Annotated in this window: 19 protein-coding genes; 12 read left to right on the top strand and 7 right to left on the bottom strand. The window is 70.8% G+C overall.

The genetic code is table 11. The annotated features are described in order from the left end of the window. Positions 1-49: 49 nt before the first annotated feature. Both EIY87_RS16510 and EIY87_RS16505 read right to left on the bottom strand, forming a co-directional pair. Entirely contained in the window at positions 50-688 is a 639-nt protein-coding gene (locus EIY87_RS16510) for an HNH endonuclease family protein (RefSeq protein ID WP_191984122.1), read from the bottom strand. Positions 689-828: 140 nt separating this feature from the next. Further along, positions 829-1,509: a hypothetical protein gene (locus EIY87_RS16505; protein ID WP_404800046.1), complete on the bottom strand. Its 681-nt coding sequence runs from the start codon at positions 1,507-1,509 to the stop codon at positions 829-831. A 76-nt stretch (positions 1,510-1,585) separates the two neighbouring features. Here EIY87_RS16505 and EIY87_RS16500 point away from each other — a divergent pair, with 76 nt between their 5' ends. After that, positions 1,586-2,872: an adenylosuccinate synthase gene (locus EIY87_RS16500; protein WP_086860266.1), complete on the top strand. Its 1,287-nt coding sequence runs from the start codon at positions 1,586-1,588 to the stop codon at positions 2,870-2,872. On the opposite strand, the gene EIY87_RS16495 is transcribed toward EIY87_RS16500, so the two are convergent. Next, the gene (locus EIY87_RS16495; protein WP_125308860.1) at positions 2,869-3,366 is read right to left on the bottom strand and encodes an OsmC family protein; all 498 of its coding nucleotides are present in this window, start codon (positions 3,364-3,366) and stop codon (positions 2,869-2,871) included. The genes EIY87_RS16500 and EIY87_RS16495 overlap by 4 nt on opposite strands. A 119-nt stretch (positions 3,367-3,485) precedes the next feature. On the opposite strand from EIY87_RS16495, the gene EIY87_RS16490 reads away from it, so the two are divergent. Beyond that, on the top strand, positions 3,486-4,388 hold the full coding sequence (locus EIY87_RS16490; protein ID WP_125308858.1) for a TIGR03564 family F420-dependent LLM class oxidoreductase: 903 nt from the start codon (positions 3,486-3,488) through the stop codon (positions 4,386-4,388). Here EIY87_RS16490 and EIY87_RS16485 read toward each other — a convergent pair. Continuing rightward, complete coding sequence (locus EIY87_RS16485; protein ID WP_125308856.1) at positions 4,369-6,003, bottom strand: Na+/H+ antiporter; 1,635 nt, start codon at positions 6,001-6,003, stop codon at positions 4,369-4,371. The two genes, EIY87_RS16490 and EIY87_RS16485, sit on opposite strands and share 20 nt — an antisense overlap. Positions 6,004-6,152: 149 nt before the next feature. On the opposite strand from EIY87_RS16485, the gene EIY87_RS16480 reads away from it, so the two are divergent. Further along, a complete protein-coding gene (locus tag EIY87_RS16480; protein ID WP_125308854.1) occupies positions 6,153-7,400 on the top strand; it encodes an MFS transporter in 1,248 nt (415 codons plus the stop codon). Positions 7,401-7,460: 60 nt separating this feature from the next. On the opposite strand, the gene EIY87_RS16475 is transcribed toward EIY87_RS16480, so the two are convergent. The 3 genes from EIY87_RS16475 to EIY87_RS16465 all read right to left on the bottom strand — a co-directional run bounded on the left by EIY87_RS16475 (position 7,461) and on the right by EIY87_RS16465 (position 11,167). Next, positions 7,461-9,005 (bottom strand): amino acid permease, encoded by a 1,545-nt coding sequence (locus EIY87_RS16475; protein ID WP_125308852.1) that lies wholly within the window; start codon positions 9,003-9,005, stop codon positions 7,461-7,463. A gap of 70 nt (positions 9,006-9,075) precedes the next feature. Then, the gene (locus EIY87_RS16470; RefSeq protein WP_125308850.1) at positions 9,076-9,990 is read right to left on the bottom strand and encodes a serine hydrolase domain-containing protein; all 915 of its coding nucleotides are present in this window, start codon (positions 9,988-9,990) and stop codon (positions 9,076-9,078) included. A gap of 40 nt (positions 9,991-10,030) precedes the next feature. Next, positions 10,031-11,167 carry a glycerophosphodiester phosphodiesterase gene (locus EIY87_RS16465; RefSeq protein ID WP_125308848.1) on the bottom strand — a complete coding sequence of 379 codons (1,137 nt, stop codon included), beginning with the start codon at positions 11,165-11,167 and terminating at the stop codon, positions 10,031-10,033. 397 nt (positions 11,168-11,564) lie between these two features. Here EIY87_RS16465 and purD point away from each other — a divergent pair, with 397 nt between their 5' ends. The 9 genes from purD to EIY87_RS16420 all read left to right on the top strand — a co-directional run bounded on the left by purD (position 11,565) and on the right by EIY87_RS16420 (position 19,355). Beyond that, positions 11,565-12,839: a phosphoribosylamine--glycine ligase gene (purD, locus tag EIY87_RS16460; protein WP_125308846.1), complete on the top strand. Its 1,275-nt coding sequence runs from the start codon at positions 11,565-11,567 to the stop codon at positions 12,837-12,839. A gap of 117 nt (positions 12,840-12,956) precedes the next feature. After that, a complete protein-coding gene (locus EIY87_RS16455; RefSeq protein ID WP_191984121.1) occupies positions 12,957-13,337 on the top strand; it encodes a hypothetical protein in 381 nt (126 codons plus the stop codon). Continuing rightward, complete coding sequence (locus EIY87_RS16450) at positions 13,312-13,929, top strand: DUF3558 domain-containing protein (protein WP_225439900.1); 618 nt, start codon at positions 13,312-13,314, stop codon at positions 13,927-13,929. Before EIY87_RS16455 ends, EIY87_RS16450 begins: the two co-directional genes overlap by 26 nt. A 9-nt stretch (positions 13,930-13,938) precedes the next feature. After that, positions 13,939-15,513 (top strand): hypothetical protein, encoded by a 1,575-nt coding sequence (locus tag EIY87_RS16445; RefSeq protein ID WP_125308844.1) that lies wholly within the window; start codon positions 13,939-13,941, stop codon positions 15,511-15,513. Between the two features lie 2 nt (positions 15,514-15,515). Next, the gene (locus EIY87_RS16440; RefSeq protein ID WP_125308842.1) at positions 15,516-16,274 is read left to right on the top strand and encodes an ESX secretion-associated protein EspG; all 759 of its coding nucleotides are present in this window, start codon (positions 15,516-15,518) and stop codon (positions 16,272-16,274) included. A 134-nt stretch (positions 16,275-16,408) separates the two neighbouring features. After that, a complete protein-coding gene (locus EIY87_RS16435; protein WP_125308840.1) occupies positions 16,409-16,720 on the top strand; it encodes a hypothetical protein in 312 nt (103 codons plus the stop codon). Positions 16,721-16,740: 20 nt separating this feature from the next. Next, positions 16,741-17,871: a transglycosylase SLT domain-containing protein gene (locus EIY87_RS16430; protein ID WP_125308838.1), complete on the top strand. Its 1,131-nt coding sequence runs from the start codon at positions 16,741-16,743 to the stop codon at positions 17,869-17,871. A 15-nt stretch (positions 17,872-17,886) separates the two neighbouring features. Next, positions 17,887-19,065, top strand: coding sequence for a pyridoxal phosphate-dependent aminotransferase (locus tag EIY87_RS16425; RefSeq protein ID WP_125308836.1), 1,179 nt, complete (start codon positions 17,887-17,889; stop codon positions 19,063-19,065). 101 nt (positions 19,066-19,166) lie between these two features. Next, positions 19,167-19,355 (top strand): hypothetical protein, encoded by a 189-nt coding sequence (locus EIY87_RS16420; protein WP_086856441.1) that lies wholly within the window; start codon positions 19,167-19,169, stop codon positions 19,353-19,355. Positions 19,356-19,390: the final 35 nt, after the last annotated feature.

Here is a 19,390-nt window from a genome sequence, read left to right as displayed (position 1 = left end):
AACCGCGGTCCCATTCCCTGGCACCGCGCGGATTCGGCCTTGACAGGGGTCAGCAGCGGCCCAGCATGTCCGTCAGCGCGGTCTTCTCCGCGGAGTTGATCGTCAGCTTGAACTTGTACTTCACCGCGACCCACATCTTCGCGTAGGTGCACCAGTACGACGTCAGCGGCGGCTTCCACTGGTCGGGCGACTTGTCGCCCTTCTCCTGGTTGACGTTGTCCGTCACGGCGATCAGCTGCGGGTCGGAGAGGTCGTTCGCGTACGCCTGGCGCTGCGCGGTCGTCCAGGAGGACGCGCCGGTGCGCCACGCGTCGGCCAGCGGCACGACGTGGTCGATGTCCACATCGGACGCCGCGGTCCAGGTCGCGCCGTCGTACGGGCTCTTCCAGCTGCCGGACGTCGCGGCGCAGCTGGAGTCGGTGACCACGTTCGTGCCGTCGCGCTTGAGCACCACCTCGCGGGTGTTGCAGCCGCCGCCCTGGTCGATCCAGTGCGGGAACTTGTCGCGGCTGTAGCCGGTCTGCGACCCGTCGGCCTTGACGGTCAGTGCCGCGAGCTCGGTCTTCGCCGTCGTCGCCGACGGGATGCCCGGCGGGGTGGCCTCGGCGACGCTGACCAGCGTCCCGGAGAGCACGACGGTGGCCGCGAGGATGGTGAACGAATGACGAACAGCACGCCTGGTTGGCATTTTGCTGCCTCCGTGTCAGGTGTGGGGACAGCTAACCCTGATACACGGGAGTGGCGTGTGCAACACGTATAGGTGACATGTTGCTGTCCGTCGGTGAACACGCCGTGGCCAGCAGCTCACCCGACCGTGAAAATAGCAGGTCAGACGGCTCCGCGGACCAGCCGAAGGTCTTCCGTGTGCCGGTACCAGGTCCACTTGTTCACCGCGCGCTCGTAGACGACGTCGTCGCGCACCGGCCGGGTCGGGATGCAGCCGATCTGGAAGGCCCGCGAGTACAGCGTCGTCGGCCGCTTGAAGATCGTGCCCTTCACCACCCGGATGGCCAGCCCGGGCCCGCCCGGGTCCGGCGTCACCTCGATCGACGCGGCCGGCCCGCGCAGCGCCACCTGCTCGTCGGCGTAGGCCACCCCGCGGACCAGCCGCAGCAGCCCGCGCCCGACCAGCACGCCGCCGACGTCGTCGCGGATCAGCGGCACCGGGTCGACCTCGCCGCGCAGGGCCAGCGCGAGGGCCTGCAGCGGCGTCTTCGGCAGCCCCCACAGCGCGGCGACCGACGAGTCCGGCGCCGACGGCACGAAGCCGACCGACACGCCGGAGAGCGCGTCCTTCCGGAGCAGCCGCAGCACGACCGCCGCGAGGTCCGCGTCCGTGCCCGACACCACCAGGTGATCGTGTTCGCCCAGCAAGGGGTCGATTTCCGCCTTGCCGGGGAGGCTCGGGACGCGGATCGACTCGACGTCGTCGACCTCTTCGAAGCCGGCCGCGCCGTCGCCACAGGCCACCACGATTCCGCGCACCCGCAGGTCCTCCGTTACAGTCATGCACCGGCATTTCGTCAGCGCCACCGGTGTCCGTCCGGGACACTTAACCTCAGTCGTCGAACAACTGGAGTGTCACATGCCGGCCATCGTGCTCATCGGTGCCCAATGGGGAGACGAAGGCAAGGGCAAGGCCACCGACCTGATGGGTGACCGCGTCCAGTGGGTCGTCCGCTACCAGGGTGGCAACAACGCCGGTCACACGGTCGTCCTGCCGAACGGCGAGAACTTCGCCCTCCACCTCATCCCGTCCGGCATCCTGACGCCGGGCGTGACCAACGTCATCGGCAACGGCGTGGTGGTCGACCCCGGTGTGCTGCTCGACGAGCTCTCCGGCCTCGAAGCGCGGGACGTCGACACGTCCAAGCTGCTGATCTCGGCCGACGCGCACCTGATCATGCCGTACCACGTGGCCATCGACAAAGTCACCGAGCGGTACCTGGGCAGCCGCAAGATCGGCACCACCGGCCGCGGCATCGGCCCGTGCTACCAGGACAAGATCGCCCGCGTCGGCGTCCGCGTGCAGGACCTGCTCGACGAGAAGATCTTCCGCCAGAAGGTCGAGGCGGCGCTGGAGTTCAAGAACCAGGTGCTGGTGAAGGTCTACAACCGCAAGGCGCTCGACGCCGACCAGGTCGCCGACGAGGTGCTCGCGGCGGGCGAGAAGTTCTCGCACCGCATCGCCGACACCCGGCTGCAGCTCAACCAGGCCCTCGAGCGTGGCGAAACCGTGCTGCTGGAGGGGTCGCAGGGCACGCTGCTCGACGTCGACCACGGCACCTACCCGTTCGTGACGTCGTCGAACCCGACGTCCGGCGGCGCGAGCGCGGGTTCGGGCATCGGCCCGGGCCGGATCACCACGGTGCTCGGCATCCTCAAGGCCTACACCACCCGCGTCGGCTCCGGCCCGTTCCCGACCGAGCTGCACGACGAGTCCGGTGAGTACCTGCGCAAGCAGGGCGGCGAGTTCGGCGTCACGACCGGCCGGTCGCGGCGCACCGGCTGGTTCGACGCGGTGATCGCGCGGTACGCGGTTCGCGTCAACGGCATCACCGACTACTTCCTCACGAAGCTGGACGTGCTGTCCGGCCTGGAGAAGGTGCCGGTGTGCGTCGGCTACGAGGTCGACGGCTTCCGCACGCAGGACATGCCGATGACGCAGACCGACGTGCACCACGCGATCCCGATCTACGAAGAGCTGCCGGGCTGGTTCGAGGACATCTCGGGCTGCCGCACGTTCGAGGAGCTCCCGGCGAACGCGCGCGCGTACGTCGAGCGCCTGGAAGAGCTTTCCGGCGCGCGGATCTCGGCGATCGGCGTCGGTCCGGGCCGCGACCAGACGATCGTCCGGCACCAGTTCGTCTAGGTCAGCTTCGTCGTCACCGGCGTCTCGTTGCGGAACAGGTCGAGCACCGGGCAGTGCTCGTCGACCTCGCGCTTGAGGTCTTCGTAGCGCTCCCGGCTCGCCGGGCCTTCGAGTTCGACGGACACCCGCACGTCCCCGAACCCGGGGCGGGTGTTGAAGGCGAACCCGAAGAAGCCGTGCAGGTCGAGGTCGCCGTCGACGGTGACCTTGATCGAGTCGATCGGGATCCCGCGCTTCGCCGCCCAGAACTGGTACGTGATCACCTGGCACGACCCGAGCGCGGCGAGCGCGTACTCGACGGGGTTGGCGGCCTGGTCCGTCCCGCCGAGCGCGGGTGGCTCGTCGACGGTGAAGCCGTGGTCCCGCACCTTGACCTCGACCTCGGTCCGGGTGCCGGGCTTGAGGGTGTGGTCCACGCTGAAGGAAACGGCGGCGTTGTGCGGATCGGCGTCGACGGCCTTGCGGGTGCCTTCGATGACTTCGGTCAGCGACATGGGCTCTCCTGAAGATCGTGAGGGATGTGCCACAGGGTGGGCGAATCCCGCCGAGCGCGCTCGGGTTCTCAATTCCTGGGAACCCGGAAATCGGTCGCGCCGCTCGCTAGCTTGGGACCATGACCATCGGAGTCACGCTGCCGGCCGGCGACACCGGGGCCGCGCCGAACCTCGTCGACGAGCTCATCGCCCAGACCCGGCAGGCCGCCGACGCCGGGCTGAAGTCCGTCTGGTTCTCGCAGCTTCCGCTGAGCCAGGACGCCATCACCGTCGCCGCGCTCGCCGGGCGGGCCGTGCCCGGGATCGAGGTCGGGACGTCCGTCGTGCCCGCCTACCCGCGGCACCCGCTGCTGGTCGCGAGCGCCGCGCAGACCGCGCAGGCCGCCACCGGTGGGCGGTTCACGCTCGGGATCGGGCTCGGGTCGAAGGGGTTCCTCGGGCCCGTCTACGGCGTCGAGTACCCGCCGCCGATCCGGCACCTGCGCGAGTACCTGACCGTGCTGCGGCAGGTCTTCGACGGCGAAACCGTGGACTTCCGCGGCGAAACGCTCGAAGCGCACCCGCCCGGACCGTCCACTGTGGGCGGTGACGTGCAGGTGATCGTGGCCGCGATGGGGCCGCAGGCGCTGCGGGTCACCGGCGAGCTCGCCGACGGCACGCTGCCGTTCCTCGCCGGGCCGAGAGCGCTTTCCGAACAGATCGTCCCCCACCTGCCCGCGGGCAAGCGGATCCTCGCGGCCGTGCCCGCGATCGTCACCGACGAACCCGACGCCGTGCGCGCGCTGGCCTTCGAACAGATGGCCTTCTACCACCAGATCCCGTCGTACCAGCGGATCCTGGCCGCGGAAGGCGTCGAGCACGCGGCCGAACTGGCGCTCATCGGCGACGAGAAGACCGTTCTGAACGGACTCCAGCGCTACTACGACGCCGGCGCAACGGACGTCCTCGTTTCGCAGACCGGCATCCGCTCCGCCGAGGAGCGGCTGCGGACGTGGGAGGTCGTCAGCTCATTCGGTTCGTGAGGGTCGCCGTCACCGACATCTCCTCCAGGTCCAGTTCCCGCAGCACCTTCCGGAGGACCTCGTCGTCGAGCCGCCCGGCGCGGTTCTCCTCGATCATCGCCTTGCGTTGCGTGATCAGGAGTTCCCGCCGGGCCTTCGCGAACTGGGCCTGCGGGCTGCCGGACCGGTCTTCGCCGGACAACGTGATCGCGGCCTTGGCGAAGCGGTAGCGCGTGTCGATCAGCCGCTGGAGCCGTTCCTTGAGCCGGTCGACCTTCTCCTCGGGCAGGTCCAGCGAAGCCAGCCGTTCGTGGCTGATCTCGCGCAGCCGTTCCTGCGCCGCCTTTTTCGCGACCTCGCGCGCGGCGAGCTCCTCGGCCTCGTCCCGCGACGCCTCCGCCGGGTCCTGCACCTTGAGCGCGCGGATCAGCGGCGGCAGCGTCAGCCCCTGGATCAGCACCGTCCCGATCGCCACGGTGAACGCGAACAGCTGGATCTCCTCGCGACCCGGGGTCCCCGCCGGGACGCCGGCCGCGGCGGCGAGCGTGACCACGCCGCGCATGCCGGTCCACGACACCACCGCCAGCGTCCGCCACGACGGCGTCGCGCGGTCGCGGCCGAACAGCCGCACGGTCTGCGGCAGGTACGCCGAGACGAACACCGCCGGGATCCGCACCAGCATCGTCACCAGCAGCACGGCCACCGCGACCAGCGCGAGCGTCCCGTTGTCCCGGGCCGCGTGCTGCGCGCCTTCGAGGACGAACGGCAGCTGCAGCCCCATCAGCGCGAACACCAGCGCTTCCAGCAGGACGTCGATCGACGCCCAGACGGATCTGTCCTGCATGCGGGTCGCGGGGGACGCGTACAGCGCGCGGTGCCCCAGCAGCAGGCCCGCCGCGACGACGGCGAGCACGCCGGAGCCGCTGAAGTCGTCGCTGAAGGGGTGCAGGTGCTCGGCGGCGACGTACGCGGCGAACGGCACGATGATCCCGAACGCCGACTCCATCAGCGGGTCGTCGAGCCGGCGGCGGATCAGCACGACGAGCGCGCCGATCGCCAGGCCGACCGCGATGCCGAGCACGGTCGCCACGCCGAACACCGCGAACCCGTGCCCGGCCGAGCCCGCGGTGCCCGCGACGGCGGCGAGCGCGACCTTGTACAGCGTCAGCGCGGCGGCGTCGTTCACCAGGCTCTCGCCGGTCAGCACGGTCATCACCCGCCGCGGCAGGCCGAGCTTGCGGCCGATCGCCACCGCCGTCACCGCGTCCGGCGGCGCCACGACCGCGCCGAGGACCAGCGCGGAGGCGAAGGGCACGTCCGGCAGCAGCAGGTGCACGACGACGGCGACGACCACGGCGGTCACCGCCACCAGCACCACGCCGAGCGCGACGATCGGCCGCAGCGCCCGCTTGAAGTGCGTCAGCGAGCTTTCCAGCGACGTCGAGTAGAGCAGCGGCGGCAGCACGACGGTGAGCACCAGCTCGGGCTCCAGCTCGAACCGCGGCACGCCGGGGATCAGCGCGACCCCGAGCGCGACGAGGACCACCAGCAGCGGCGCGGACAGGTTGTAGCGCCGGGCCAGTGCGGTCAGCGCGAGCGAGCCGGCGAGCACGCCCATCAGCGTCAGGATCTCCACGCGCGTGATCTTCCCGCAGGTAGAAGCCCTGCGCTCGGCTTCCGCTCAGTGGAAGTGAGCTGGATTACGTCGTACCCCCTGTGCATACTTGTGCGCGATACGCACACCTGTGCGGATCACGTGCACCGACGCACATCCGGAGGTTCCCCATGTCCCCTGGCACCCGCTCCTGGGTCGTGCCCCTGGCCTGGACCGCCGTCCTGCTCGACGGGTTCGACCTGGTCGTGCTCGGCACCGTGCTGCCCGTGCTGCTCCGCGACCACGTCTGGGGCCTGACCCCCGCCACGGCGTCGGTCGTGTCGACGGTCGGGCTGGCCGGGATGATGCTGGGCGGCCTGGCGATCGGCACGATCACCGACGTCATCGGGCGCCGGAAGTCCCTGATCATCTCCGTGGCGCTGTTCTCCCTCTGCACGCTGCTGTGCGCGTTCGCGCCGTCGACGTTCGTCTTCGGCCTGCTGCGGTTCGTCGCCGGGCTCGGCCTCGGCGGCTGCCTGCCGACGGCGATCACGCTGGTCACCGAGTACGCGCGCCGCGGCAGGTCCGGCAGCGCGACGACCACGGTGATGACCGGCTACCACGTCGGCGCGGTGCTGACGGCGCTGCTGGGCATCGTGCTGATCTCGCCACTGGGCTGGCGCGCGATGTTCGTCGCCGGGGCGATCCCGGCCGTCGTGCTGATCCCGCTGATGCTGAAGTTCCTGCCGGAGTCCGAGTCGTTCCAGCGGGTCCGCGAGACCGAGCGGTCGGCCGGGCACGCCGTCGCCGGCCTGTTCCGCGGCGGGCTGCTGCGCGCGACGATCGCCTTCTGGGTGACGTCGTTCATGGGTCTGCTGCTGGTGTACGGGCTGAACACCTGGCTGCCGGAGATCATGCGCCAGGCCGGCTACCCGCTAGGCGCCGCGCTGAGCCTGCTGCTGACGCTGAACGTCGGCGGCATCGCCGGGCTGCTCGTCGCGGGCCGGGTCGCCGACCGCGTCGGTATCCGCCCGTCCGCCCGGATCTGGTTCGTCGCGGGCGCGGTGTTCCTGGCGCTGCTGAGCGTGAAGCTGCCGGCGGTCGGGCTGTACGCGGCGGTGTTCCTGACCGGCTGCTTCGTGTTCAGCGCCCAGGTGCTGGTGTACGCCTACATCGGCCGCATCTACCCGGACGCGATCCGCGCGACCGGCCTCGGCTGGTCCGCGGGCATCGGCCGCCTCGGCGCGATCTCGGGCCCGCTCCTGGGCGGCGCGCTGCTGACGGCGGGCATCGCGTACCCGTGGGGCTTCTACGCGTTCGCCGGCGTCGGCGCCCTGGGCGCGGCCGCGGTCACGCTGGTCCGCCCCGGCCGCAACTCCCCGGCCGCCACCCCCGCCCCCGCCTCGGAGTCCCGCCCCGCCACACGTGAAAGTCCGTGAAGGCCTCCTTACCGGTCATAAATGCCGGTAAGGAGGCCTTCACGGACTTTCGAGCGAGCGTCAGGCCAGGTCCTTGAGTTCCTGTTCCACGGCGGCGAGTTCGGCTTCGGACCCCTGGACCTTCGGGCCCTTGAACCACTTGCGGGCCGAGAGCACCCACCACAGGGCCGCGCCGCCGAGCACGACCAGGAACGCGATCGGCGTGTAGTTGAAGGAATCCACCGTCACCGGCGACACCTGCGGCAGCATGAACAGGAAGAAGATCAGCACGACCCAGATCGTCGCGACGATCCCGACCGGCTTGCCCCACTTGCCGAGCGTCCACGGCCCCGGCTCGAACGAGTCCCCGCGCCGCACGCGCAGGAACACCGGGATCACGTACGCCACGTACAGGCCGACCACGGCGATCGACGTCACCGCCGCGTAGGCCGTCGCGCTCCAGAGGTAGGGCAGGGCCAGGACCAGCGCGCCACCCGCGGCGAGCCACACGGCGTTGGTCGGCGTCTGCGTGCGCTTGTTGATCTTGTGCCAGAAGCCGGACCCGGGGATCGCGCCGTCGCGGGCGAAGGCGTAGATCATCCGCGAGTTCGCCGTCACCGACGCCATGCCGCAGAACAGCTGCGCGCCGATGCAGATCAGCAGCAGGAACTTGCCGGTGACCGCGCCGGTCGCGTCGATGAAGATCTGCGCGGGCGGGACGCCGGTGGCCGAGCCGACCGCGCCGTCGTAGTCCTGGATCGCGAACGTCAGGCCGATCAGCAGGATCCAGCCCGCGACGAGCGACACGACGATCGACATCACGATGCCGCGCGGCCCGGCCGTCGCCGCGCTCTTCGTCTCCTCGGTCATGTGCGCCGAGGCGTCGTACCCGGTCAGCGTGTACTGCGCGACCAGCAGGCCGAGCGCGAACACGTAGAACGTCGAGCCCCAGCCCGTCTGGTTCACGAAGCTGCCGAAGACGAAGGACGCGTCCTGGTGCTTGGCCGGCACGAAGACGAGCACGCCGACGATCACCAGCACGCCGATGAGGTGCCACCACACGCTGACGTTGTTGAGGATCGCCACGATCCGGACGCCGAAGGTGTTCAGCAGGCCGTGCACCACGAGGATGATCGCGAGCAGCAGGATCGTGTGCCCCGGCGTCGCGGCGTAGCCCCACTGCAGGTCGAGGAAGGCGTTGAGGAACAGCGCCGCCCCGAAGTCGATGCCCGCGGTGACGGCGATCTGCCCGATGAGGTTGAACCAGCCGGTGAACCACGACCACACGGGCCCGGACTTGTCCGGCGCCAGCTTCGCCGCCCAGTAGTAGAGGCCGCCCGCGGTCGGGTAGCTGGAGCAGACCTCCGCCATGCCGAGGCCGACCAGGATGACGAACACCCCGACCAGCGGCCAGCCCCAGATCATCGCGGCCGGGCCGCCGGTCTTCATGCCGAAGCCGTAGAGCGTCAGGCAGCCGGAGAGGATCGAAATGATCGTGAAGGAGACGGCGAAGTTCGAGAACGCCGACATCGTCCGTTTGAGTTCCTGCGCGTACCCCAGCTGGTGCAGGCGGGCGCTGTCTTCGTCAGCGTGCTCGGGAGTGGTCTGCTGGTCGGAAACGTCCATCGGGCACCTCTTGAAAGGTATGCGGCCAGACCATTGAATTCGCCGAAGGTAGCCCTGGTCCCGAGGGGTGTCAAGCCTTCGTCAAGAACTCGTCCAGCTGCCCCAGCAGGGGCCCGCCACCTCGGTGGTCGTTCGAGATCAGCGTCGCGGTGACGCCGGACGACGGCTGGTGCGTGCTCCGGAACGTGACGCCGTGGTCGCCACCCTCCAACCGGACGACGCCGGGGCGCGGCAGCCAGAAACCGAGGCCGTAGCGCCCGCCGCGCAGCATCCGCCCGACCCACCCGCGGGGCACGATCCGGCCGTCGAGGAACGCGGGCCAGAACTTGCGGAAATCCGGCGCCGAGCTGTAGATCCCGCCGTCGCCGAAGCCGACGACGGGCAGGCTGAACACGTTGGTGCGGCCGTCTTCCAGGTAGCCGGTGGCGGTCCGGGCGGGCAGCGCGTCCGAGCGGAGGAACGCCGTGTCGGTCATCCCCGCGGGTTCGGTCACGCGGGTCCGGACGAGCTCGGCGAAAGGTATGCCCGCGATCCGTTCGGCGATCAGGCTCAGGACGGCGAAGGCGCCGTTGTTGTAGTGGAACCGTTCGCCGGGCGGGAACCGCTGCGGGTAGCCGTCGAGCGCGGCGAGGTAGTCCGCCGACGTGGCGAGCAGGGGCGTGGGCGGCGGGTCTTCGTCTTCGTCGCAGTAGTCGCCGATGCCGGAGGTGTGCGTCAGCAGGTGTTCGACGGTCACGCGGTCGTCGATCAGCGGGAGGTCGCCGCCCAGGACTTCGCGGGCTTTCGTCGTGAGTTCGAGGCGTGCCTCGGCGATCAGGCCGACGACGACCAGCGCCGTGAAACCCTTGGTACCGCTGGCGATCGCGAACCGGGTGTCGATCGTGTTCGCTACGCCGTGGGCGATGTGCGCGTACCCGTGGGCCTCCTCGACGAGCGTCTCCTCGCCGCGGGTGACCAGCACGACACCGGAAAAGGGCGCTTCCATGGATTCAGCGTCCACGGAAGCGCCCGTCGCGGCAAAAGGATTACCGGCCCAGGAACGCGTGCAGCGACTCGAGCGCGGTGTCCGGCTGGTCGGCGAAGAAGCCGTCGACGCCGGCCTTGAAGAACGCGGCTTCCTCGGTGAAGACGTCACCGTAGGCGTCCGGCTCGGCCGAGGAACGCAGGTTCGCCGGCAGGAACGGGTTCTCGTTCCGGAACGTGTACGGCTGCACCTTCAGGCCCGCCTTGTGCGCGTCCGCGACGAGCGCGGTCGGCGTGGTCAGGTTCCCGGCGGCGTCCAGCGGGATGATCTGCCCCTTCTCCGGGCCGAGGTACTTCGCGTACTTCGCGACGTCGCGCAGGCCCTGCGGGGTCACGAGGTCGGCGTACGTCCGCTTGTCGCCCTTCGCGACGAAGTCCGCCGGCGCGCCCTTGGCCGAAGTCAGCTGCAGCAGCGGCGTCCGGACCTGCTTGTGCAGCTCGATGAGGTTCGACACCTCGAACGACTGGATGATCGCGGGCGCGTCCGGCCGGTCGAGGCCGTTGCGCTTGAGCAGCGCCACCAGCTTCGGCTCGGTCGGGTTGCCGATCGAGGAGAAGAACGTCGAGTGCTTGACCTCGGGGTAGGTGCCCAGCGTCCGGTGCAGCTCCCGGCCGAGCCGCTTGGTCAGGTCGAGCACCTCCTGGTAGGAGGCGATCTGGTAGCGGCCGTTGTAGAGCGTGTTGTGCGGGCGGTTCGCCGGGATCCGCTCGACCGCGCGCAGCGTCTTCAGCTCGGCCAGGGTGAAGTCCTGGGTGAACCAGCCGGTGGTGCTGACACCGTCGAGCACGACGGTCTTCTTCCGGTTCGCGAACTCCGGGTGGCTCGCGACGTCGGTGGTGCCGCCGATCTCCGGCTCGTGCCGGGCGACGAGCTGGCCGTCCTTGGTGGGCACGAGGTCGACGTCGACCCAGTCGACGCCCATCCGGTACGCGAGCTCGTAGGAGGCGAGGGTGTGCTCCGGCCGGTACCCGGGCGCGCCGCGGTGTCCGATGATCACGGGGTCATCGTGGCCCCGCCCGTGCGCGGCCGCATCGGCGGACCCGGTTTCGGACGCGCCCGCCGACCCGACGGCCAGCCCGGTGACGCTCAGCAACGCCAACCCGGCCAATGCCAGTACACCGACACGTTTGCGCTTCATCTGGTGACCTCTTTTCACACAGGGTGTGCCCTGACTACCCGCGTCACCTTCGATGCCGCAAGCGTCTCGCGGGGGTATCCGGACGAACAGGACGGTGAACGACACGTGGACTCCTGCTCGCCGGGCTGTGTCCCGCGGCACGGCGGCGAGGTCTGCTGCGCTTCGCCAGGACCCTGGTGCCGCCAGCCGCGTGGACTCCTGCTCACGGGGCGCGGTGGCCCGCGATGTCATGAAAGGGTCGTTCACCTCGCCGGACGAGATGAAAGGGTCGTTCATGACCTCCGGCCCCGACGGCGCCACCCGAGCCAGCTCGTCACGGACCGCGCGGCGACCCTCACCCGCCGTGCCTGGGGCGGCGAAATGTCCGGCCGGAACCCGGCCGGATACGCTGTGCTGCGTGCGCGTACTGGTAATCGGCTCCGGCGCTCGTGAGCACGCCCTCGTCCTCGCGGCTTCCGGCGATCCCGCCGTCACGGCGCTGGCCTGCGCCCCCGGCAACGCCGGGACCGCCTCGGTGGCCGAGCAACTCGGTGTCGACGCGGCCGACCCGGAGGCGGTCGCCGCGCTCGCGAAGAGCTGGCAGGCCGATCTCGTCGTGGTCGGGCCGGAGGTCCCGCTCGTCGCCGGCGTCGCCGACGCCGTGCGCAAGGCGGGCATCGCCTGCTTCGGCCCCTCGGCCGCGGCGGCCCGGATCGAAGGCTCGAAGGCGTTCGCGAAGGACGTCATGGCCGCGGCGGGTGTGCCGACCGCGCGCAGCGAGGTGGTCGACAACCCGGCTCGCCTCGACGCCGCGCTCGCGCGCTTCGGGCCGACCTGGGTGGTCAAGGACGACGGGCTCGCCGCCGGCAAGGGCGTCGTCGTCACCACCGACTACGACGTCGCGCGCAAGCACGCGATCATGCTGCTCGACGGCGGCCACCCGGTGCTCCTGGAGTCCTTTTTGGACGGTCCGGAGGCGTCGCTGTTCTGCTTCGTCGACGGCGGCACCGTCGTGCCGCTGCTGCCCGCGCAGGACTTCAAGCGCGTCGGCGACGGTGACGCGGGCCCGAACACCGGCGGCATGGGTGCGTACGCGCCGCTGCCGTGGGCGCCCGAAAACCTGGTCGACGACCTGGTCGAGAAGGTCGTCCAGCCGGTCGCGGACGAGCTGGTCAACCGCGGCGCGCCGTTCTCCGGCCTGCTCTACGCCGGGCTCGCGCTGACCTCCGAAGGCCCCCAGGTCATCGAGTTCAACTGCCGCTTCGGCGACCCGGAGACCCAGGTCGTGCTGGCCCTGCTGCGCACGCCGATCGCCGGGCTGATGCACGCCACCGCCACCGGCAAGCTCGCCGAGCACCCGCCGCTGGAGTGGGCGGGCGGTGCCGCGGTCACCGTCGTGATCGCCGCCGACGGCTACCCGGGCAAGCCGCGCACCGGCGACGTCATCACCGGGGCCGAGCTGGAAGGCGTGCTGCACGCCGGCACGCGCCGCCGCGACGACGGCGCCGTCGTCTCCGCCGGCGGCCGCGTGCTGTCGGTCGTCGGCACCGGCAAGACGCTCAAGTCGGCGCGCAAGCACGCGTACGAAACCGTGGAGAAGGTGCACCTCGCGGGCTCGCACCACCGCACGGACATCGCGCTGAAGGCGGCGAACGGAGAGGTCGGCGCCCCGGCCGCGAAGCAGCGCGCCTGATTTCACGGGAACCGGCCGGGCACGATCTTCGTCCAAACCCAGGCTGCTGCCGCGCCCGCGTTGGTAGCCTCGACGAGAAGCCGGCCGGTCACTGTCCGTATGACGTCAGGGGAGAGCATGTCAGGACCCTCGTACGACCTGAGCCCAGCCGTCCCGGTGGCGCCGGCCGTGGCGGACGTCCTGGTCCGCCCGGACAAGCTGCTCGACGTCGCCCGGATCGTCGAAGAGCAGGCCAACGCCCTCGAGGACCAGCTGATCACCCGCCTGGACCAGCTGCGGGTCGACGCGCCGTCGGCGGACGTGATCAGCACGCAGTCGATCGAAGCGTGGAACTCCCTGATCGCCGACGGCGACCGGTCCTACGCCGGCCAGGTCCGCGAGTACGTCGCGGGCCTCAAGCGGCTGGTGTCGCAGCTGCGCGACGCCGCGAAGGACTACAAGGTCAGCGACGAAGAAAAGGCGGCGGTGTTCGGTGACCGCGGCAAGCACGGTGCGTAGCAGCGCGGTGCTGCTCACCGGCGGCGTGCTCGCGACGGCGGCGCTCGCCGGCTGCTCGGCGGACAAGGACGGCACCCCCTACCCCGTCGAGACAGCCGCCACCGCGGCGTCGCAGAGCGCGAAGGCCGCCCAGCTGCCCCAGCGCCCGGCCGACCTGCCGCTGCAGGGCGTCGACCTCTGCGACCTGTTCCCGCAGGTGCAGCTCGACGCGATGAAGATCAGCAGCACGCCCCGCCAGGCCGACAGCGCGGACGGACCCGTCTGCGTGCTCGACGCCGACCGCGAAGAGCCCTTCCACGGCTACCAGGTGGGCGCGGTGACCGCCGACCTCGACGAGTGGATCACCGGGGCCCGGCGCAAGAACAGCATGACCACCGAACCGAAGGCCATCGACGGCTACCCGGCGCTGACGAGCTACCGCGCGGCCGCCGACCCGGCCGACTGCACCACGCTCGTCGGCGTCGCGAAGGGCCGGACGCTGACCATCCGGACGTTCCCCATCACCCGCGGCAAGCTCACCCAGCCGCAGCTGTGCGACATGTCGGCGCACGCCGCCGACCTGGCGCTGCAGACCTTGAAAGCACGCAACTAGGGAGGGCGCGTGGAATTCTCCGAGCTCGCGGCCGGGATCCAGAACCACCGGTTCGACGGCTGGACCAACACCGCGATCGCCGACCAGATCACGCGGATCGTCAACGGCGACGGCACCGGCAGCATCGGCACCGCCGTCGACGCGCTGAAGGCCGTCGCGGCCGCGCTCGCCCACACCGACCAGACGCTGCGCGCGCAGCTGCTGAAGCTCGGCGTCGAGTGGCAGAGCCAGGCCGGGGGCGCGGCCGGCCAGGTGCTGACCGAGCAGGCCGGGTTCTCCCAGGACGCCACCTCGAAGGTCGCGCACGCCGCGGAAATGGTCTTCGAGCAGGGCGAGTCCTTCAACCGCACCAAGTACAAGCTGCCGGACGCCGAAACGGTCCGGAAGGGCGCGGGCGGCTACACGCTGACCGACGGGCTCCTGCTGTCCCTGATCGGCTTCGAGACCGACCACGCCCGGCAGGTCGAGGCGGCGAACAACGCCAAGGCGCAGGCGCAGCAGGCACTGAACGAGTACGCGCAGGAGAGCGGCACGAACCTGCTCTCGACGCAGTCGCTGTCCGACCCCGAGTCGCTGAAGCTGGCCGCGCCCGGTGTCACGCCGGGCGTGCTGGACGTCGCCGGCGCGGCGGTCGCGGTGACGCCGGACGGCGGCGTGCGGCCCGCTTCGGACAAGGTCCGGTCGGTGCACGTCGACCCGCCCGTCGTGCAGCCGGTTGCGCACCAGGTGCACGCCGACCCGCCGACCCCGGTCTACGGCGTCGCGGCGCAGCAGCCGTCCCGGCCCGCGCCGCCGACGCGGCAGACCGGCTCGGTGACCGCGCCCGCCGGGCAGCACACGACGCCTTCGTCCTCGACGACGCCGTCCGGCGTGAAGCCGCCGACGTCGACCTCGCCCGGCCCCGGCTGGGTCAACGCCCCCGGCCGCGGCACGGGCGGCGGCGACACCACCAGGTTCACCCCGGGCCTGGCCGTCGGCGGCGGTGGCGAGCAGTTCGTCCCGCCGGGTGCCCCCGGCTCCCTGCCGCCCGGCTCGAACCCGGTGACCGCGCCGATCAAGTCGCTCGGCGGCGGCGGTGGCACGTCCGGCGGCACGGGCGGCGTCGACAGCTCGCTCAGCCGCGGCCCCGACGGGCTGCTGGCCAAGGGCCGCACGGTCGGCGCGATGCCGCAGCCCCCGCTCCAGCCGGGCCAGTACACGGCCGAGCGCGGCTTCACGGCGAAGCCCGGCGTCACCCCGGGCGAAATCGGCGCGGGCGCGGCGGCGGTCGGCGCGGGCGCCGCCGGTGGCGCGCTCAGCGGCGACAAGGAACGCCAGCGGCGGGAGAAGGGCCAGCCGAAGGGACCGGTGCGACCGCTGCCGGTCGGCGAGCTGCCCGAGGAGGAAGCCGTCGCGCTGCGGAAGTCCGAGCAGATCAGCCCGAAGCAGCAGCGCGGCGAGACGAGGTTCCTGTCGGAGGCGGCCCCGCAGGAGGAGGACGCCGAGCACATCCGCCGCTTCGGCGTCGACGACCAGGACCTGTTCGCCGACCAGCGGATGGTTTCCCCCGACGTGATCGGCGACCACGGTTCGGACGGTCGCTGACCGTGTCCTTGGTGCTGTCGGCGTCGGAGTTCGACGTGCTCTGGGAGTCGTTCGAACTGCCGCGCCGGCACGTCGCGATCGACGTGCCGAGTGAAGGAACCACCCGCACCGAGCGGTCGGAGCTGGTGGCATCGGCGTGGGCGTCGCTCGGCGAGCGGCGCCTGGCCCGCAACCGCCGCCCCTCCGGCGAGCTGACCGACCTGCTCCACCTGCTCGCCCGCCCCCAGTTCGGCGTCGACGTCTGGGTCTGGGCGGAACGGGAGATCCGCGGCCGCGCGGTCAGCCACCGCGGCCAGGCGGTGCTGGCGGTGGTGGACAACGCGGAGGTGTGGCTGATCCCGGCGACGGAGGACGCCCTCGCGGAGGCGGCGGTCTCGGTGGCGGGCGACCTGGCCCCGGGCATCGGCCAGACGGTGAGCATCCCGTACGAGACCCTGAAGTCGGCCGACGCGGCGGCGAAGGGCGACCCGAAGGCACTGGTGACGGCGCTGGAGGACCGCGGCGTGGCGCTGTTCCACGCCCAGGAGCTGTCCGGGATGCTGCTCGGCCAGGAAGCCCGCGGCCAGTTCGGCGCGGAGCGCGTCGGCCGAGACGGCGTCGTCCACCGCGCGAACCGGGTGGTGGCGTTCTTCGACACCGACTCCGGGCGCTACCTGTTCCAGGTGGAAACCGACCGGGAAGGCCGCGAGTGGGCGACCGTGACCCCGGCGGACAACGCGCTGCTCGCGACGAGGATCCGGGAACTGATGGCGGAGGCGTGAGCCCCGCCGGGTGGAAGTTGGCCGGGAACCGCACGCGCACCCCTCGGGAAGTCATAAAGTGAACGCGGGAACCGTCCTGGTCATGACGACGTCCGATCGGGCGGACACAAGTTTTCCGAAGGGGATGACGAACCGTGCCTGTCTACGACGCCGACTCGATGGCCATCGCGGCCGGCCAGGTGGAGAAGCTCAAGGACGAGTTCGAAAAGTCCAAGCAGAAGGTCACCGGCTTGGACCACGAGAAGGAAAGCCCCTTCGGCGGGATGGACGACAAGGGCGATGCGCACGGCGCCGTCGGCAAGTTCAAGGACGGCGTGCACAGCCAGTTCGACGCGGCGGGCAAGCACATGGAGGCACTGGGGTTCGCCATGCGCAAGGCCGCGGGGCTGGTCGCCGAGACCGACCAGGTCGGGGCGAGCGACCTCAAGCTGCACGTCGACAAGTGATCTGAGCAGGGGGCACCAGAGTGGGATTGAACCCGGGCGGCGCCGGAACGCCGGACAACTGGGAAGCCTTCATGAAGAAGGTCGACCAGGTCGAAAAGGTCGATTTGGGAAAAATCACCGCGGCGGCCGCGCAGTTCCGCGAGGCGGGCAAGAACGCCGGCGACCACACGGCGTCGCTGAAGAATTCGACGGACGCGCTCAACGGCGGCGTGTGGGCCGGCCCGGCGGCCGACGAATTCTTCAAGTACGTCCGCCAGGTCCGCGACGCCGGCACCAAGGTGCAGACCCACCTCGAGGACGTCGCCAAGGACCTCGACGACCTCGCGTCGACCCTCGAGCAGGTCAAGAAGAACGTCGGGGACAAGCAGCTCGCCGCGGAGAAGGCGGTCAACGAGCGCAACGCGACGGCTGAGACCCAGATCAAGAAGGCGATCGCCGACGCGAAGACGGCGCACGAAGAGGGCAAGCCGGGGCCGAACCCGTCCGCCGACCAGATCCTGGCCACGGCGAAGACCGACATCCACAACATCACCGCCGGGTTCGACGGCGACGTGGCCGGCCTCCAGGCCCAGGCCGACACCGCGATCAAGGCGTCGCAGAAGCTGATGTCCCAGCAGATCGAGGGCGGTTACGACCAGGTCCCGCTGCCTGCCAGCTCCGCCGCGGCCCCCAAGAGCACCGGCGGCATCCACAGCAACGGCTCCTCCCACGGCGGCGGTGGCGGAGGCGGCGGTGGTGGTGGCGGGGGCGGCGGCCTCGGCCCCAGCGGCGGCCCGCCCTCCTCCCCGCCCCCGGGCAACGTCCAGCAGTGGATCCAGGAAGCCATGAAGGCCCTGCAGGCCGCGGGCATCCCGGTGACCGACGCCGACATCCCGAAGATCTGGGCGATCATCCAGCACGAGTCGGGCGGGAATCCAAACGCTATAAACAATTGGGATTCCAATGCCGCCGCCGGGCACCCGTCCAAGGGGCTCATGCAGTGCATCGACTCGACCTTCAACGCGCACAAGCTGCCCGGGCACGACAACATCTACAACCCGGTCGACAACATCATCGCGGGTGTCCGGTACTCCTTCGACCGCTACGGCAGCCTCGACAACGTGCCGGGCATCAAGGCCATGGCCCACGGCGGTGCTTACCGGGGCTACTAGAACTAGCCTGGCCGCATGGTCGACCTCGGAGCCTTCGCCGGTCCCGCGCTGCGGGCCGGCGTACCGCCCTTCCACGTCATGGACGTCCTCTCCGCGGCCGGCGCGCGGCAGCGCAGCCACGGTGACCTCGTGTCGCTCGCGGCCGGGCAGCCCTCCGCGCCCGCGCCGCGGCCCGTGCTCGAGGCCGCGGCGAAGGCGCTGCAGGACAGCACGCTCGGCTACACCGAACAGCTCGGCATCCCGGAGCTGCGCGAGGCCGTCGCCGGGCACTACCGGCGGCGGTACGACGTCGACGTCCAGGCGCACGACGTCGTCCTGACCACCGGGTCCTCCGGGGGGTTCCTGCTCGCCTTCCTCAGCGCCTTCGACCCCGGCGCGAAGGTCGCCATGGCGCGGCCGGGCTACCCGGCCTACCGCAACCTGCTCTCCGTGCTGGGCTGCGAGGTCGTCGAGTTCGCCACCACCGCCGAGACGAACTTCCAGCCCACCGTGAAGCTCCTCGACCGGCTCGGCCCGATCGACGGCCTGATCGTCGCCAGCCCGAGCAACCCGACCGGGACCGTGCTGCCGCCCGGCGAACTCGCCGCCATCACCGGCTGGTGCGCGTCGCACGGGGTGCAGCTGATCAGCGACGAGATCTACCACGGCATCTCCTACGGCGCCGAGCTCGACTGCGCGTGGCAGTACGGCCGGGAGCCGATCGTGCTCGGCAGCTTCTCGAAGTACTTCGCGATGACCGGCTGGCGGCTCGGCTGGATGCTCGCGCCGCAGCGCCTGCACCGCGCGATCGACGTGCTGACCGGCAACTTCACCATCTGCCCGCCGGCGGTCTCGCAGTACGCGGCGCTCGCCGCCTTCACGCCCGAGGCGTACGCGGAAGCCGACGCGCACGTCGAGCGGTACCGCGCCAACCGCGACCGGCTCTTCGAAGGACTGAAGCGCATCGGTCTCGACAAGCTCGCGCCCGCGGACGGCGCCTTCTACGCCTACGCCGACGTCAGCGAGTACACCGAAGACAGCCTCAGCTGGTGCCAGCGGCTGCTCGCCGACACCGGGCTCGCCATCACCCCCGGCGTCGACTTCGACCCGGTCGACGGCGGGAAGTACGTGCGGTTCTCCTTCGCCGGCAGCGCCGAGGACATCGACGAAGGCGTTCGGCGCCTCGGTGCCTGGCTCGGCCAGGGGGAACCCTGATTTAACCCCGAACGTTGGCTCTCAAAGGGGAGTTTCCCCGCCGGAGGTGGCACATTGGAGTCACCGGGCCGGTGGGGCCACGGGGACACAGCGGAGGAACCATGTTCTGGAAGATCGTCGGCGGCCTGATCGTCGCCTGGGTGGCGTTCATGGTGCTGGGCGCCGTGATCGGGTTCGTGTTCAAGGCCGTCCTGTGGATCGCCATCATCGGCGGCATCGCCTTCCTCGGCGCGGCCGGCTACAAGGCGATCACCGGCAACAAGGACCCGAAGCGCATCAACCGGTACTGAGAGGCTTGTTCTGGTTAGGCCGCCACGGCCCACGC

Source organism: Amycolatopsis eburnea, from assembly GCF_003937945.1.
GTDB lineage: Bacteria > Actinomycetota > Actinomycetes > Mycobacteriales > Pseudonocardiaceae > Amycolatopsis > Amycolatopsis eburnea.
This window is presented reverse-complemented; position numbering and strand designations above follow the sequence as displayed.

Bases quoted from the DNA above. Each gene is read 5' to 3' on its own strand.
- EIY87_RS16510 (WP_191984122.1), bottom strand. From the start codon at position 688: ATGCCAACCAGGCGTGCTGTTCGTCATTCGTTCACCATCCTCGCGGCC.
- EIY87_RS16505 (WP_404800046.1), bottom strand. From the start codon at position 1,509: ATGACTGTAACGGAGGACCTGCGGGTGCGCGGAATCGTGGTGGCCTGT.
- EIY87_RS16500 (WP_086860266.1), top strand. From the start codon at position 1,586: ATGCCGGCCATCGTGCTCATCGGTGCCCAATGGGGAGACGAAGGCAAG.
- EIY87_RS16495 (WP_125308860.1), bottom strand. From the start codon at position 3,366: ATGTCGCTGACCGAAGTCATCGAAGGCACCCGCAAGGCCGTCGACGCC.
- EIY87_RS16490 (WP_125308858.1), top strand. From the start codon at position 3,486: ATGACCATCGGAGTCACGCTGCCGGCCGGCGACACCGGGGCCGCGCCG.
- EIY87_RS16480 (WP_125308854.1), top strand. From the start codon at position 6,153: ATGTCCCCTGGCACCCGCTCCTGGGTCGTGCCCCTGGCCTGGACCGCC.
- EIY87_RS16475 (WP_125308852.1), bottom strand. From the start codon at position 9,005: ATGGACGTTTCCGACCAGCAGACCACTCCCGAGCACGCTGACGAAGAC.
- EIY87_RS16470 (WP_125308850.1), bottom strand. From the start codon at position 9,990: ATGGAAGCGCCCTTTTCCGGTGTCGTGCTGGTCACCCGCGGCGAGGAG.
- EIY87_RS16465 (WP_125308848.1), bottom strand. From the start codon at position 11,167: ATGAAGCGCAAACGTGTCGGTGTACTGGCATTGGCCGGGTTGGCGTTG.
- EIY87_RS16455 (WP_191984121.1), top strand. From the start codon at position 12,957: ATGTCAGGACCCTCGTACGACCTGAGCCCAGCCGTCCCGGTGGCGCCG.
- EIY87_RS16425 (WP_125308836.1), top strand. From the start codon at position 17,887: ATGGTCGACCTCGGAGCCTTCGCCGGTCCCGCGCTGCGGGCCGGCGTA.
- EIY87_RS16420 (WP_086856441.1), top strand. From the start codon at position 19,167: ATGTTCTGGAAGATCGTCGGCGGCCTGATCGTCGCCTGGGTGGCGTTC.